Source organism: Halovenus marina (assembly GCF_051414115.1).
GTDB lineage: Archaea > Halobacteriota > Halobacteria > Halobacteriales > Haloarculaceae > Halovenus > Halovenus marina.
The window spans coordinates 2131214-2145585 of sequence record NZ_JBLKNZ010000001.1; the positions used below are offsets into that span (position 1 = coordinate 2131214).

At 60.6% G+C, this 14372-nt stretch carries 17 protein-coding genes and 1 tRNA gene; 9 read left to right on the forward strand and 9 right to left on the reverse strand.

Features of this window, described 5'->3' with window-relative positions:
• The first annotated feature begins 58 nt into the window (after positions 1–58).
• Positions 59–922: a bacteriorhodopsin gene (locus ACMGFL_RS10930; protein WP_436935572.1), complete on the forward strand. Its 864-nt coding sequence runs from the start codon at positions 59–61 to the stop codon at positions 920–922.
• 52 nt (positions 923–974) lie between these two features.
• Here the strand turns inward: ACMGFL_RS10930 and ACMGFL_RS10935 are convergent, their stop codons facing one another.
• Complete coding sequence (locus ACMGFL_RS10935) at positions 975–1172, reverse strand: hypothetical protein (RefSeq protein WP_436935573.1); 198 nt, start codon at positions 1170–1172, stop codon at positions 975–977.
• Between the two features lie 156 nt (positions 1173–1328).
• Here ACMGFL_RS10935 and ACMGFL_RS10940 point away from each other — a divergent pair, with 156 nt between their 5' ends.
• Both ACMGFL_RS10940 and ACMGFL_RS10945 read left to right on the forward strand, forming a co-directional pair.
• Positions 1329–2516, forward strand: coding sequence for an MFS transporter (locus ACMGFL_RS10940; RefSeq protein ID WP_436935574.1), 1188 nt, complete (start codon positions 1329–1331; stop codon positions 2514–2516).
• A 91-nt stretch (positions 2517–2607) separates the two neighbouring features.
• Positions 2608–3207 (forward strand): hypothetical protein, encoded by a 600-nt coding sequence (locus ACMGFL_RS10945; RefSeq protein WP_436935575.1) that lies wholly within the window; start codon positions 2608–2610, stop codon positions 3205–3207.
• Between the two features lies 1 nt (position 3208).
• Here the strand turns inward: ACMGFL_RS10945 and ACMGFL_RS10950 are convergent, their stop codons facing one another.
• The 4 genes from ACMGFL_RS10950 to azf form a co-directional block, all read right to left on the reverse strand.
• Positions 3209–3715: a hypothetical protein gene (locus ACMGFL_RS10950; protein WP_436935576.1), complete on the reverse strand. Its 507-nt coding sequence runs from the start codon at positions 3713–3715 to the stop codon at positions 3209–3211.
• Positions 3716–3746: 31 nt separating this feature from the next.
• A complete protein-coding gene (locus tag ACMGFL_RS10955; protein ID WP_436935577.1) occupies positions 3747–4736 on the reverse strand; it encodes a DUF5784 family protein in 990 nt (329 codons plus the stop codon).
• A gap of 44 nt (positions 4737–4780) precedes the next feature.
• Positions 4781–5083 (reverse strand): hypothetical protein, encoded by a 303-nt coding sequence (locus ACMGFL_RS10960; protein ID WP_436935578.1) that lies wholly within the window; start codon positions 5081–5083, stop codon positions 4781–4783.
• An 86-nt stretch (positions 5084–5169) separates the two neighbouring features.
• Positions 5170–5931, reverse strand: a complete 762-nt coding sequence (azf, locus tag ACMGFL_RS10965; RefSeq protein ID WP_436935579.1) for an NAD-dependent glucose-6-phosphate dehydrogenase Azf — start codon at positions 5929–5931, stop codon at positions 5170–5172.
• Positions 5932–6065: 134 nt separating this feature from the next.
• Between azf and ACMGFL_RS10970 the strand changes: the two genes are divergently transcribed.
• Positions 6066–6206, forward strand: a complete 141-nt coding sequence (locus ACMGFL_RS10970; protein ID WP_436935580.1) for a DUF7557 family protein — start codon at positions 6066–6068, stop codon at positions 6204–6206.
• On the opposite strand, the gene ACMGFL_RS10975 is transcribed toward ACMGFL_RS10970, so the two are convergent.
• Positions 6207–6653 (reverse strand): DUF5799 family protein, encoded by a 447-nt coding sequence (locus ACMGFL_RS10975; protein ID WP_436935581.1) that lies wholly within the window; start codon positions 6651–6653, stop codon positions 6207–6209. It abuts the gene before it with no gap.
• A 246-nt stretch (positions 6654–6899) separates the two neighbouring features.
• Between ACMGFL_RS10975 and ACMGFL_RS10980 the strand changes: the two genes are divergently transcribed.
• Positions 6900–9500 carry a PAS domain-containing protein gene (locus ACMGFL_RS10980; protein WP_436935582.1) on the forward strand — a complete coding sequence of 867 codons (2601 nt, stop codon included), beginning with the start codon at positions 6900–6902 and terminating at the stop codon, positions 9498–9500.
• A gap of 6 nt (positions 9501–9506) precedes the next feature.
• Here the strand turns inward: ACMGFL_RS10980 and ACMGFL_RS10985 are convergent, their stop codons facing one another.
• From ACMGFL_RS10985 to ACMGFL_RS10995, 3 genes are read right to left on the reverse strand one after another with little or no spacing between them, the layout of a single operon-like run.
• Positions 9507–9905: an OsmC family protein gene (locus ACMGFL_RS10985; RefSeq protein WP_436935583.1), complete on the reverse strand. Its 399-nt coding sequence runs from the start codon at positions 9903–9905 to the stop codon at positions 9507–9509.
• Between the two features lie 59 nt (positions 9906–9964).
• Entirely contained in the window at positions 9965–10681 is a 717-nt protein-coding gene (locus ACMGFL_RS10990; protein WP_436935584.1) for a metal-dependent hydrolase, read from the reverse strand.
• Positions 10682–10727: 46 nt separating this feature from the next.
• Positions 10728–10991: a hypothetical protein gene (locus tag ACMGFL_RS10995; RefSeq protein WP_436935585.1), complete on the reverse strand. Its 264-nt coding sequence runs from the start codon at positions 10989–10991 to the stop codon at positions 10728–10730.
• A 127-nt stretch (positions 10992–11118) separates the two neighbouring features.
• On the opposite strand from ACMGFL_RS10995, the gene ACMGFL_RS11000 reads away from it, so the two are divergent.
• The 4 genes from ACMGFL_RS11000 to ACMGFL_RS11015 all read left to right on the forward strand — a co-directional run bounded on the left by ACMGFL_RS11000 (position 11119) and on the right by ACMGFL_RS11015 (position 14366).
• Entirely contained in the window at positions 11119–12363 is a 1245-nt protein-coding gene (locus ACMGFL_RS11000; RefSeq protein WP_436935586.1) for a helix-turn-helix transcriptional regulator, read from the forward strand.
• A 106-nt stretch (positions 12364–12469) separates the two neighbouring features.
• Positions 12470–12544 (forward strand) — tRNA-Glu (locus tag ACMGFL_RS11005).
• A 431-nt stretch (positions 12545–12975) separates the two neighbouring features.
• A complete protein-coding gene (locus ACMGFL_RS11010; protein ID WP_436935587.1) occupies positions 12976–13287 on the forward strand; it encodes an ArsR family transcriptional regulator in 312 nt (103 codons plus the stop codon).
• 275 nt (positions 13288–13562) lie between these two features.
• Positions 13563–14366 (forward strand): TrmB family transcriptional regulator, encoded by an 804-nt coding sequence (locus tag ACMGFL_RS11015; protein ID WP_436935588.1) that lies wholly within the window; start codon positions 13563–13565, stop codon positions 14364–14366.
• The last annotated feature ends 6 nt before the right edge of the window (positions 14367–14372 follow it).

Consider the following 14372-nt stretch of genomic DNA (forward strand, 5'->3'; position numbering starts at 1 on the left):
TTGCTACAAACGAGTAAGGCATATTTGTTAAATGTGCCCTCTGCGACTTGTCGAGTGTATGTACAATCCAATCGGTCAGACCGTGCTATCAGTATCACAGGAGGCGATGTTCGAACACGTACTGAACGACGTGTTGCTCGGGAGTTCGATCTACGTCAACATCGCGGTTGCCGGGTTGTCGTTGCTGCTTTTCGCATTTCTCGCGCGCGGCGTGACAGACCCGCGAGCACAGTTGATTGTCGTCTCTGCGATGACTGTCTCGGCAGTTTCCATCGTGAGCTACACCGGACTCGCATCAGGGCTGACGATAAGTGTCATCGAGATGCCAGACGGACACGCGCTGGCGGGGGCCACGACGGTGCTCGAAGGCACCGGACAGGAAGTCGATGGCACCATTAGCCTGTGGGGCCGGTATCTGACGTGGGCATTCTCGACGCCCTTCATCCTGATCGCGCTCGGTCTGCTGGCTGGCACCAACCTCACGAAGATATTCACCGCTGTCGTCTTCGACGTGGGGATCATGATCACCGGCCTCGCAGCCGCGTTGACCACCTCGAGTCACATGATGCGGTGGTCGTGGTACGTGATCAGCTGTACGTTTCTGCTCGTCGTCTTCTACATCCTGTTAGTTGAGTGGCCCGAGGACGCAAAGCGTGCTGGAACGGCGGAGATATTCAACCTGCTTCGAAATCTGACTGTCGTCCTCTGGCTCGGATACACCGTCTGGTGGGCGATTGGTAACGAGGGACTCGCCCTCATCGATGATGTCGCTCTCACCTCGTGGGGCTACTCAGCCTTCGATCTGGTCGCGAAATATCTGTTCTCGTTCCTCGTGATCAGGTACACGATCAACAACATCGACACGATCAGTGCTGGGGAGTCGTACGGCTCCACGACTGACGTGGCTCCGGCGGACGACTAGAGCGTTTCACCAGCCCGCTTGGTTCGAACCGAGAGAGAGCGCCTAAATCCCGTCACTCGCTGTCGAACAAGGACGCAAGAAAAATAACGGCCGGCCCGCCGACAAGCCAGAACACACCCAGCCCAGCCATCGGAACGCTCTCTGTGGCCAACCCGGCCACGACTCCAAACGCGCCGACACTTATCGAGGCCCAGAACAGTATCCGATAGAACTTGTGCAGGCTGGCGTACCAGCGAAGATACCGATTCATGTGTACTGATAGAACGAGATATCGCTAATGGCTTCGGGTCGCTCCCGGTCATCGAACGGAGAACACACGTTTCACGTGCTGTCAGCTGTACAACCACTCTCCCCGAATCTGGCACGATTCGATTCTTTCAAACGCTTCCGAGTCAAGCGTTCGGATGTGTCTCGCAGACAACTGTTCGGGTCGCTCTGTGCGATGGTGTTTCTCGTCAATCTCGCACGCGTTATCTTCGCTCCGTTGCTTCAGCCAGTCGCCGCCGACCTGGGCGTGACCACTGCGTCGCTCGGTGTCGTCACCAGTGCCGCGTGGCTTGGCAGCGCTGCACCACGGCTTCCGACGGGTTATCTGCTGACGCGCGTTCCGCGCCACTACGTCGTCGCTGCAACCGGCGGGCTGCTCGTCGGCACGTCGATACTCACCGCGCTGTCACAGTCGGTCCTGCAACTGGCGCTCGGGGCCTCCCTGATGGGCGTTTCGAGCGGGATGTACTTCACCGCGGCCAACCCGCTGGTCAGCGAACTGTTCCCCGACCGGGTCGGAACCGTCATCGGAGTCCACGGGATGTCCAGTCAGGTCGGGGCCGCGGTTGCGCCGCTCGTGGTCAGTGCCGTTCTGTTCGTCAGCGACTGGCGGACGACGTTTCTGTGTATCGGCGCTATCGCTGCCGTCACGACGGTCGCGTTCGTCTTGATGGCCGGGCGGATGAGACTCCCCGACGCTGGCAGCGAGGACCGAGACCTGTTCGCCGCGATCCGCGCGCAGTGGGCTACGGTGCTCACCGGGATCGTGTTACTCGGTGCGTCCGGCTTCCTCTGGAACGGCCTGTTCAACCTCTTCGGCGACTATCTCGAAGTCGCGAAAGGCATCGACCCCGGAACGGGCAGGCTCCTGCTTTCGGTGATGTTTGCGGCCGGGCTTCCGGCCTTTCTCATCACTGGCCAACTGGCCGACCGAGTTCCGAACGTTCCGCTGTTGATCGCGCTGATCGCCTGTTTCGCCTGCTCGGTGTTCGTGTTGACAGTCGTCGAGAGCGTCGTGGCGATCACCGCTGTCAGCCTCTTTGTCGGCTACTTCGCGCACTCACTGTATCCGGCAGTCGACACGTACCTGCTCGCCTCGCTCCCGGATCATCACCGGGCCAGCGCCTACGCGATGTACTCGGCGATAATGTCGCTCACCCAGTCGCTTGGCTCCGGGGTCGTCGGAATCCTCGTGACGCGAGGGGGAAACTACACACTCATCTTTCAGGTGCTCGCCGTCACTGTCGGCGTCCTCGTGGCTGGGATGTTCGTGCTGTACCGGTTCGACAAACTTCCAGCTGGCGGCGAACCCGGAACGATCGCCTGATACTGCCGACCTCGGATTTCCGTGCCCAACGCTGACATCCTGTTCGCGGAGGATCACATTTATATACATGTCCCGTTGAGTAGGGGGTCAGATGGAAGAGAAGACAGCGGAACTTCGAGACATCTTCCTCGATGTCGCGGAGGATGAGACCGTCACGGAATCTCAGGAGGAGACGCGCGGGTCGCTCATCGAGGGGGAGTCAGTCGAGACGCGACTCGAGAGTATCATCGAGCGAATGCGCGAAGAGTTCTCCTTCCGGACCGGCCTGACCGACGACGAGTACGAGCAACTCGTCAGGCAGTTCTACGAGGGCCGTTCGGACGCGGAGATTGGCGCGGATCTGGACCGCTCACCAGAGACGGTGTTCTGGGCGCGGATGGACCTGCATCTGACTCGCGAGACGGCTCTCGACGAGCTGGCGGTTGGTTCCGCGACAGTGCGTGACCGCCACGCAGAGGGCGTGACGGCCGAACAACTCGCGGACGAGTGCGAACTCGACGAGGGGACCGCAGAACGAGCGCTCGCAATCGTCGACACGCAACAACGCGCCCGTCGCGTGAGCTATCGCTTTCGCACCGCCTTCGAGGAGACGCTCACCGACGCCGACATGACGGTACAACTGGTCTCCGACGCACACGAGGACGGCCTCGAAGAGGCCACAGAGGACGCGGAAGTCGACGTCGAGTTTTGAGCTACCGTCGCGCCGCATCGACGATTCCTGCAGTCTGTCCCACAGCGACGAGTGCGAGTCCAGCCACAAGTCCCGGATCGATCGTCCACACGAGCGCGACGGCGAACACGCACGCTCCGAGCACGGACACGAGGGCTCCGCCGCCGTACACGAGTCTCGCTTCGGGTAGTTCGAGCGCAGTGTAGGCGAGTCCACCAGCAGGCAGCACCATCCAGCCAAACAGGCTGGTGGCCAGAAGTGCAGTCTCGAATGTGTCGACCAGAAAGCCAGCAATCCCGGCGAGCGTCAGCCCGAACCCGACGAGCAACACGACGCGCCAGGCGCGCAGCGCACCGGCCGACAGCTCTGACCAGCCCGTCAGGAGAAAGAAGCCGATAAAGGCCGCCATGACGAGATGTGCGACGAACAGACCGTCCGTACTCAGATACTCGAATTCGGTCGCGCCGACTGCCGTCCACGCTGCTGGAATGAGTACGACCGGCCCGCGTTCGCGGAAACTTCGGATCACGGTAATAGATTGTCGGGAGCGGGCAAGAAAGTCAGGGCGACAGCTGGAGCGACAGGCCGTGGTCCCCGTGTGAGTAGCCCGCAACCGAGCCGTCGGGCCGCATTCGATAGACGACCGCAGGATTGTGACCGACCCCCGGTCGTTCGGCGGCGATTGCCTGCCACTCGTCATCATGGAACGACGAGCAGTCGACGAAGACGACGGCATTTGGATGAGCCGCAAGCTGATTCGACGTCTTGCCGTCGACGGTCTCTCTGAGTGCGGCTGCTGGCGTCCCGGCACGGCGGCGCGTGGGTGGCTCCGGTCGCGTCACCTCGACCAGCCGGTCTGTATCGAGTACGCGAAAGTCGAGCGCATAGCCCGAGTCGAGTTCGACCTCGGGGACGAACTCGTGGCCGCCATCGGCAAGCAGTTTTGCGGCGTGCAGTTCGGCCATCGACGCGCGCATCCGAACCAGGTCCAGGCGCTCGCTCGTGCCCAGCTTGGTCGCCATCGTGTACCGATGGTCGTCGAGGATCCCCGTCGAGAGCAACGCCTCGTAGAATTCGAGCGCGTCCTCGCGGGTCGCGTCCGGAAAGCCCCCCTCGTGGTCGCGGAAAAACGCTCGTGTCGTCTCGCGGCCGTCCTTCGAGAAAAAGACCGGCAGGAAAAACCAGGCGACGTGGTCGTACGCGGCGAGCCACGGGTCGCTCGCTTCGAGGCGAGCGAGCAACTCTCGCTGTGCCCACCGTGCCACCGGATAGGGAATCTCCTCGAACGTGTACTTCTCGGTGCGCCAGAGCGTCCGCGGCGTCTCGGTGTTTCCGAGCCAGTACGCACCGCTGTCGTCGTGCCAGCAAAACAGCGCGATGTCGCCGTTGTCCATCTCGAAGAGACAGGCCTGATACTCCGGCGGCGGGTCGTTGTGCGGGTCGACACGCCTCGCGCCGAGATTGCCGTTCAATGGCCCGAACAGCTCGCTGTCGACGCGCTGCTGGGTCCAGGAATCGGTCGCATATCGAAATCGGATCGGGCCTGCCACAGTGACACTACGCGGGCGAGGCTGTTGTGGGTTTGGATCCGTCGCTACTGCCGTCGTCTCTGTACACCGTGCGCGGCGAATGTCCGTCGCTGCTCACTGCGCTTGAGAAACGACGCCGGTATGTGGCCGCTTGCGCGCTTGCCAGCGACAGCTACTGCTGAGGCGTCGATATCGGACGCACGTTCGGTTGCCCGAATGGCGTCGATCACCGCCTCGGCGAGATGTGGCTCCGATTCGAGGTCGACCGACTCCAGAATGGCTTCGAGGTGCGCGGAGACACGGTCGAGCTGGTCGGCACGCGTCGCTGAATCGCCACCGGACGGTTGGTCTGTAGGACGGTTCGTCATACCCGCAGCTTTCGTGCTTGGCAGATAGTAAGTAACAGACTAATCCAATAAGCGAGCAACGCTGAGCCGTCACACGCGGCTGGCGTCTACACGACCTTCTCGTCGCCGTCCCACTCCGCGGAGTTGTCCCGTGGCTCGTAGCCGAGTACTTCCTTCGCGCGCTCGATCGAGTAGTACTTCCGGTCGTTGTCAGAGATACCGTAGACGATTTCGAAGTCGTAGTCGGCCTGCAGGGCGCGGTCGTGGATGTGTGCGCAGTCACGCGGCGAGAGCCACATCGCCTGCCCGCGCTCGTAGTCGACCGGCGGGTGGTTCTCGTTGAGGTTGCCGATCCGGATGTTGCAGACGGCGATGTCGTGTCTGTCGTGGAAATAGCGGCCGATGACTTCGCCGGTCGCCTTGCTGATGCCGTACTTGTTGCCCGGCCGGGGAAACTCCGTTCCGTCGAGTCGAAAGTCGTCGTGTGTGCGGTACATCTCGGGGGTGCGCTCGTCAGTTTCGGCGGCCCCGACAGCATGATTCGAGGAAGCGAAAACGACCTTCTCGACGCCCATTTCGACGGCGACTTCGTACACCGTGTGGGTCCCGTCGATGTTGTTCGTGAGTACGCTACTCCAGGGCGCTTCGGGGCGCGGGTCGCCAGCGAGATGGATGACCGAACCACACTCCTCCATCGCTGGTCTGACGTCCCCGTGGTCTTGCACTTCGCCGGTGAAGTAGGGCACACCCGGATCCTCGGCTGGTTCGCTGTGATACAGCAGTCGCCAGTCGTACCTGTCACGGAGCCGCTCGAAGACCGTTCGACCCACGTGACCGCCTGCACCAGTAAGCAAGACCGGCTCGTCCATTCATGCGGCTAGAGTGGCAGGCCGGATAAGTAGCATACGATCTTCTCTTCGGAACCACACCGTCCCGAGGTTCGGCAGTGACAGTCGGACAGACAGCCGTGGTGTTTAAGTCTTCGCTCAGTGAACAATAGAACATGCCCCAGATAGAACTCGACGAGGAAACCATCGCCCGGCTCGACAACCTCAGGGTTGAGGACGAGAGTTACGACGAGATCGTCACCGAACTCATCAACATCTACGAGGCCGAGGAACGGACGCTGTTTCACGCCGGGTAGCTAGGAGTTCGTCGCAGACTCACAGACGGCCGCCCATCGCCCTTCTTCTTCCAGAAACGCCTGTAACTCGTCGGCGTACTCCCGTGCGAGTGCCTCTGCAGCTTCGAGTTGCTCCGTATCGTCGGTGGACTCCGAACTTCCGAGCCCGAGCGCGTCACCGAGACGGTCGAGGATCCCGCCCGAGGAGTCGGTCCCCGCGGGCGCTGTCCCGGCGGGATGACGGGGTTGCTCATCACCGAGTTCACCGATCACTGCCGAAACGTTGTCGGTATTTGCGACCAGTTGTGCCTGTGCCGGGTCCTCAGGCTGGTCGATTTCGAACTCGACTGCCGTCATGATGAGTCCCCACTCCTGGTTGCTGAACTGCGAGTCGAGGATCCGGTCGTTGAACCGCCCGTCGACTTGCATCCGCGCGCCAGCGAGTTGCTCACTCAGGTCGTTTGCCATACCCGACGTTCGCTGTCGAACCGTATCAGCGTTTCCCGATACTGTGACCGATACTATCTTGACGATGAAGAACTAGCGGTGGATGATGGCACGGTCACACCGACACCAGCGCTGTTCACGTGTGAACGTAGCGAAACGAGACGGGACACGTTCGGTAGCAGATCAAATCGAGACGGTCCATTCTGTGACTGGTGTCGTGTCGACCACCGAGCGGCCCGGGTCGCTCGCGCACGGAGGTCCAGACGGATGAATCCGCTCTCGCCGCTTGCAGGGACCGTCGCCGAGACGGTCCGTGTACTCCACGTCGACGACCAGCCCGAATTTACCGACCTGACCGAGACCTTTCTCGAACGCGAGGACGAGCGCTTCGCGGTCGAAACTACGACGAGCGCGAGCGCGGGGCTGGATCGACTCGCAGCAAGCGACTTCGACTGCGTGATTTCGGACTACGACATGCCGGAGATGAACGGCATCGAGCTTCTCGAAGCTGTTCGCGAGCAGTATCCCGACCTCCCGTTCATTCTGTTCACCGGCAAGGGGTCGGAAGAGGTCGCAAGCGACGCAATCTCCGCTGGCGTCACCGACTACCTCCAGAAGGAGGGTGGGGCTGACCAGTACACGGTGCTGGCAAACCGCATCTCGAACGCTATCGACCACCACCGCTCTCGGCAGATGATCGAGCGAAGCGAACAGCGTCTCCGCGAGATCGTCGACGGATTCCCGCATCCGGTCTACGTTGTGTCCGGGGAGGGGCGGTATCTGCTCGCGAACGAGGCACTCGCATCGTTGCACGACACGTCGATCGAAGCTATCGAGGGGGCGCACGTCACCGAAATGCTCGATCCCTCGGCCGCCGAACAGTTCATGGGCCACCTCAATACGGTACTTGACAGCGACGCACAAACGCAGATTCCAGCGGTCGAAGTCACGGACGCCAAGGGACGAGAGCGCGTGTTCAGACCGCGAATGCTCCCACACGCGCTCGATATCCCCGAGACGAAGGCTGTCCTCGGGTTCGCGGTCGACGTGACCGACCGACGCCATCGGGCACGCGAACTCGAACAGACGAGAGACCGGATGCAACTCGCGCTCGAACACACAGACTCGGTCATCTTCGATGTCGACCTCGACACGAAGAAGGTGATCCGAGACGGGGCGTTCGAGGAGTTCTTCGAGACACCACCCGACGAACTGCCCACGCTGGAGGCGTACAGTGACTACGCGGTGCATCCAGCGGACAGAGCGGAGTTTCGGAAGTTCTACCAGCAACTGGTCGACGGTGACCGCGACAGCGGCGAAATCGAGTACCGAACGAACCCGGAATGTGGTCGCATCCGGTGGGTTCGCGATGTCGTCTCCGTCGAAAGAGCCACGGAAACGGGCACCGATCACGCAGTCGGCGTCGCCCGTGACGTTACCGAGGAAAAAGAGCGCAAGCGAACGCTGCGACAGAAAGAACGGCGCTATCAGGCCATCTTCGACGACCCGAACATCCTCGTCGGACTCGTCGATACCGACGGGACGGTACTCGACATCAACCAGACAGCGATGGAGTACATCGACGCTGCTCGCGAGGATGTGACCGGCGAGCTGTTCTGGGAGACGCCGTGGTTCGACCATTCCGAGACGCAACAGGCGGACGTAAGAGAGTGGGTCGACCGAGCGGCCAGTGGCGAATACGTCGAGTTCGAGACCAGTCTCGTTCGGCCGGACGACGAGGAGTACATCGTCGAGGGGATGTTCAAACCGGTGCTGGACGACGGGGAAGTCGTGTCGCTGATCATCTCCAGTCGGGACATCACCGCCCAGCGAACGCGCGAGCGCGAACTCGAAGTGATGAAGCGACGACTGAAGGCGATCCTCGAAAACACGACTGCGCCGATGTTCATGAAAAGCGACGAGGGGAGGTACATCCTCGTCAACGAGGAGTACCGGGAGCTTTTCGGTCTGGGCGGAGAGACCGTCGTCGGGCGGTTCGACCACGAGTTGCATCCGGCGGAGATGACAGAGGAGATGCGAGCGAACGACCGTGCAGTCATCGAGACGGGCGAACCACTCCAGATGGAAGAGCGAATCATGGCGCAGGGAGAGCAGCGAACGTTTCTCACGACGAAATCGCCGGTGTACGACACGGGGACGCGGTCTGACACCGATCAGCCGGTCGCCGTCTTCGGCGTTGCGAGCGACATCACCGAACGCAAAGAGCGAAAGCAGGAACTCCAGCGCGAGCGTGACCGCCTCGACGAGTTCGCGAGCGTCGTCTCACACGACATCCGGAACCCGCTGAACGTCGCCGACCTCCGACTTGACCTGTTGCAAGACGAGTGTGACAGCCCACACATCGGCGCGATTCAGGACGCGGTCGACCGCATGGAGGACATCGTCGGTGACGTGCTGTGGCTCGCTCGCGAGGGGAAGGACATCGGGACGACCGAAGCCGCTTCGCTGTGCGAGGTGGTGGAGAGTGCCTGGCAGGTCGTCGGTGACGACGCCGAGGGCGCCACACTCGATGTCGAAGATGCCGAACTGGGGACAGTCGATACCGACGTGGACCGACTCACGCAGGCGCTCGAAAATCTGTTCAGAAACGCTATCGAACACGGCGACCAGCAGGTCACCGTCACAGTCGGGCAACTCGATTCCGGCTTCTACGTCGCCGACGACGGGCCCGGAATTCCGCCGGAAAAGCGAGACGACGTGTTCGACGCCGGGTACTCGACCGCAACGGAGGGGATCGGGTTCGGACTCCGAATCGTCGACCAGGTAGTCACCGCTCACGGCTGGGAGATCGAAGTGACAGAAAGCGCTGACGACGGCGCGCGCTTCGAGATCACCGGCGTCGAGTGAGGTCGTTCAGAAGTCGACGCCGTCTCGGACGGTGACCTCCGCCTGGAGTTCCTCACGCAGCGCGGCGTGGACGTGGCAGATGCGCTCGGCGCGCAGCAGGATGTCGCTGGCGTCGTCGCCGAGGGCTTCCTCGACGAACAGCTCGAAATCGATGGCTTCCAGGTCGTCGTTTTCGTCGAGATCTGCTCCGGCATCGATCTTCACTTTCCCGACATCGTCGTACCCGGCGCGCTCGGCGCCGACGCGGAATGCGGGGATGAAACAGGCGGCGTAGTCTGCGACCAGCACCTGATTGGGGTCTGGCCCCGTCTCTCCGGTCGCGTCGACCGTCAGGTCCCAGTCGCCGATGTTGCTCGTTGTCGCGAAACCCTCGGTACTCGTGGTTTCAGTTTCGATGTCTGGCATCACTCGACAAACGCCTGCCGCCGATAAAATGCTGTGGATTGACAGACGGCCCGGAACCGCTAGAGCGTGAACGTCTCGTCGCCGTCGAGAACGACCGCTTCGGTGCCGGGCGCGTTGCCAGCGACCTCACGCTCGAAGTCGTCGGTGTCGATTTCGATGGGCGGGAACGTATCGTAGTGCATCGGGAACGCGTACTCGACGTCGAGCCAGTCGGCGGCGATTGCGGCCTGCTGTGGCCCCATCGTGAAGTGGTCGCCCGCCGGAAGTGCGGCGGCATCGGGTTCGAGAAACGGCGCGATGACGTCGCGCATCTCGGTCATCAGCCCCGTATCGCCCGCGTGATAGAACGTCGTCGAATCCGCGTCTTCGATCTGGGTCGGTTTCGTGTCGCTGATCACGTATCCCGCGGGGACGCCAGCATCCATGTCGTAGTCAGTGTTGATACCGTTGGTGTGCATCGCCTGTACCATCGTGACGTAGGCGTCGCCACACTCGACAGTTCCGCCGATGTTCATACCGATCGCATCCTGGACGTCGTGCTCGTCGTCGACGTAGCCGGTAATCTCGGGCGTGCCACAGACGACGGCCGAGTCCGCGAACTCGGCGGCGTGGGCGATGTGGTCTGCATGCGCATGCGTGAGCAGGAGATAATCGGGGGCGTCGACGTCGCTGGGTTCCAGATCCGTATGGGGGTTGTCGAAGAAGGGATCGATCAACAGGTCGGTGCCGTTGACGGAAACGTGCCATGTCGAGTGGCCGTGCCAGGTAAGTTCCATAGCATCTGTCTGTTTGTCCGAATCACACTTAATGGTACCCGATACGTCAGTCGATTTCGGACTGGTCGGTCTCCGCACGGAGTATCGCTAACCAGGCCCGCATCTGTCGGTCGAGCGCCCAGAACAGCACGACGACCATCGAGACGAGCGCGAGGCCGAACACGGCTCCACGATACATCGCGTTTTCCGCAGGGAGTCCAACGAGGACGACGAGTGCGCCGACGAGCAGCATCTCCAGTCCACAGCGGATCCCCGGTCTCACGACACCCGGGCCCTTCGCTGACCCTCGACGAGCAGTCTCTGCTGACATATTCGGTACAACAGGCGGGCCGATAGAGTATCTTGCGGGCGAACCGGAATTCGACCACGGGACAGCAAAGGATAATCAGCGTGACAGTCACAGTATTTTTATTCTGTCCTCGGGTTGATCCGACTAGATGCGCCGGATAGTTGTGGGATTTGTTACTCTGTTTCTCCTGACGGGCACCCTCGGCGGAGTTGCCGGGGGCCCGCTCGGAGGCGACCCCAGCGCTTCCGGCGATTCGGGCGCAGTCACCGAGTCGACGTGGCAGATGGAGAACTTCACCGACACCTCCTTCGAGATTACCGTCTTCGAGAACGGCGACGGACGCTGGGCGATCAGACAGATCCGCCCGCTCGAAACCGACACGGAAGTCGAGGACTTCGAGACGTTCGCTCAGCGGTTCGAGACCGAACAGACGGACACGTTCCAGACGTTTCGCGAGCGGGCAAATCGCCTCACTGAAAGCGGTAGCTCCGCAACCGGCCGGGAGATGACCGCCGAGGCGTTCGAGCGGGAGGCGTTCGTCGACGAACGTGGACAGCGGACCGGCGTCATCGTGATGTCGTTTCGCTGGACGAACATCGCCGTGACCGACCAGGACAGCGACCGCGTCGTCCTTGCCGACATTTTCGCCGGAGGGTGGTCCATCCTCGACAGTCAGCGCGTCGTCGTTCAGCCCGGTGAGCGACTGAGATTTGCCGCCTCACCCGCGCCCCAGCCAGATTCCGGGCTGGAGAGTGTGACGCTTGCCGAAGCAACCTCGATTACCTACGAGGGGCCAGCGGAGTTCACCGACCGGCGACCTCGTGTCGCTTTCGAACCGGACGACGAATCGGGGAGTGACGGTACGTCCGACGGCGGAACATCGGACGACGGGACAGCTGACGGACAGACAGAAGATAGTGGCACGTCCGACGACAGCCAGACGGACGACGGCGCTGGCGATTCTGCGGGCGACGGGGAGACGGCAAACGGCAGTGGAACCGACATGGTGATGATGGCCGTGGCAGCCGTGTTGCTCGTCGGAATTGGTGGCGGAGTTACCTGGTACGCAGCGACTCGAACCAGAACAGAGACCACAGAGACGGCACCGCTCTCACAGCCGAGAAGCGAGACGAGCGAACCTGCTGCGGAGACGGTCGACCCGGAACTCGTCGCTGACGAGGATCGAGTCCTCCAGTTGCTCGAACAGAACGGCGGTCGTATGAAACAGGTCGATATCGTCGAGGAGACGGAGTGGTCGAAATCGAAGGTGAGCATGCTCCTCAGCGAGATGGAAGAAGAGGAACTGATCAGCAAGCTCCGGGTCGGGCGTGAGAACATCATCAGCCTCGCGGGCGAAGAACCGGACGCTGCAGGCTCGCCGTTCGAGGAGTGAGAGACCTGTTCGAGTCCGTGTGCTACGAGTCCCCAACGGTCTCAGTCACACGGAGGTTCCAAAGCGCAATCGTTAAACCGTTCTCAGGAGTACCCGACAACGCAGGGCTCCGATAGTGTAGTCCGGCCAATCATATTGCCCTCTCGAGGCGATGACCTGGGTTCGAATCCCAGTCGGAGCACTACAGCGAACGAGGTTTGCGAGTGAGCGAAGCGCGCACGACCGGGGTTCGAATCACGGCAGACGCGCGCAGCGAAGTGAGCACGTCTGGCATCAGGTTCGAATCCCAGTCAGAGGACTCCTACTGAACTCGGGTAGAACTCGTAACGAGTCGTGTCGGTGGCTCGGATTTGCGTTCTCTGACTCGGAGACACGGGAGAGGATCAATCGAGCAGTACTCCTTGTTCGATGCGAGTCGTGACGCCGCGCATCGGAGGAATAACGTGATCCGGTGAAGTCAGTAGCACTAATAGATTTACCAGCCGCTATTACATATGGAGCGCATCTCAGTAGGAGGTTCCGCCTCCTGGTTCGTAACTCGTATAATCACAACACAGGATGCGGTGAAAATATGGTCGTTTAAAACGGTAGCATGTCTCATCTTTTCGGAAGATGAACGATTTTGATGAGATCATGCGTGCACTATCGAACGGTCGTCGCCGACAAATACTGGTCTCACTCTGCGATGATGAGTATGTCCATCCGTTCTCCGGTGATGGCGATGCACAAGAGAAGGCTATCCAACTCCGTCATGTTCATCTCCCCTTTCTGGAAGAGAATGACCTCATCGAATGGAAACGAGACACGGGTACCGTGACAACAGGGGATGATTTCGAGGTCGTCGAACCCGTACTCACAGCACTAGAAACTCAGCGTGACGCGCTCCCCGACGATTATCTTCCAACAGAGGGACAGACATGGTAGGTACGTTCAGAACGATAGTTGTTGTTAGTAAACGGGTGAAGTAGTGACAGGTTGCTCTCGTTCGGTTTCTGTCCATCTCGACACTCACAGAGGAGTTGTCGCTCGTAGAATCACAACCGTCTACGCGCTCTTTGCGTATCAGACAGTTTGACTCCGCGTTTCGGAGTTCCAACCGACAGAAGTGATCTCTGCGTTATGATGGGAGTGACAATTCATATACGTATCTCTGGCCAATTGACAATCAAGCTCCGTTCAGATAGAGCGGTTGGGACATAATGAATACATCCGAAAACGTAGAAGAAGCCATCGAAGTGCTCCAGCAACTCGGATTAAAGGAGTACGAGGCACGGTGTTTCGTTGGCTTGTCACAGTTAGAGACAGGCACAGCAAAGAAACTCAGCGAGATGACCGAAGTGCCCCGGACGCGAGTGTACGACGCGATCCGGATGCTGGAAGCACAGGGACTAGTTCAAATCCATCATTCAAGTCCACAGCAGTTTCGCGCGGTTCCGCTGGATGAAGCGACTGAGACACTGCGCGATCAATATGAAGCCCGTGTCGAGCGCCTTCACGACGCCCTCGATACGGTCGAAATCGTCGAAGAAGGCGACGAGGAGCCAATCCAGCAAGTGTGGGCAATGGCCGGGAACGTCGGAATCGAAAACCGGACAGAAGAACTCATCGAGACGGCAACTGAGGAGATCGTACTCGTCATCGGCGACGAGTCGCTGTTGACTGAGGATCTCATCGCCACCCTTAACGGGATCGGGGACAGCGTCGAGTTGCTCATCGGTGCGGTAACTAAACCGCTGCAAGAGCAAATTCAAACGGCCGTGCCAGATGCCACGACGTTCATCTCTGGGTTAGAGTGGTTACATGGCGAGGACGCCACCGAAGACGAGACCGCAATCGGCCGTCTGTTACTGATCGATCGCTCGACGATTCTCGTGAGCTCGATCATGCCGGAGACGAAAGCGGAACAAGCGATTTTCGGCGAGGGATTCGGAAACGGTCTGGTCGTGATCGCCCGTCGACTCATGTCACAAGGGCTCCTGACCAAGCGTGATCCCACCGTGTGAGTCCTC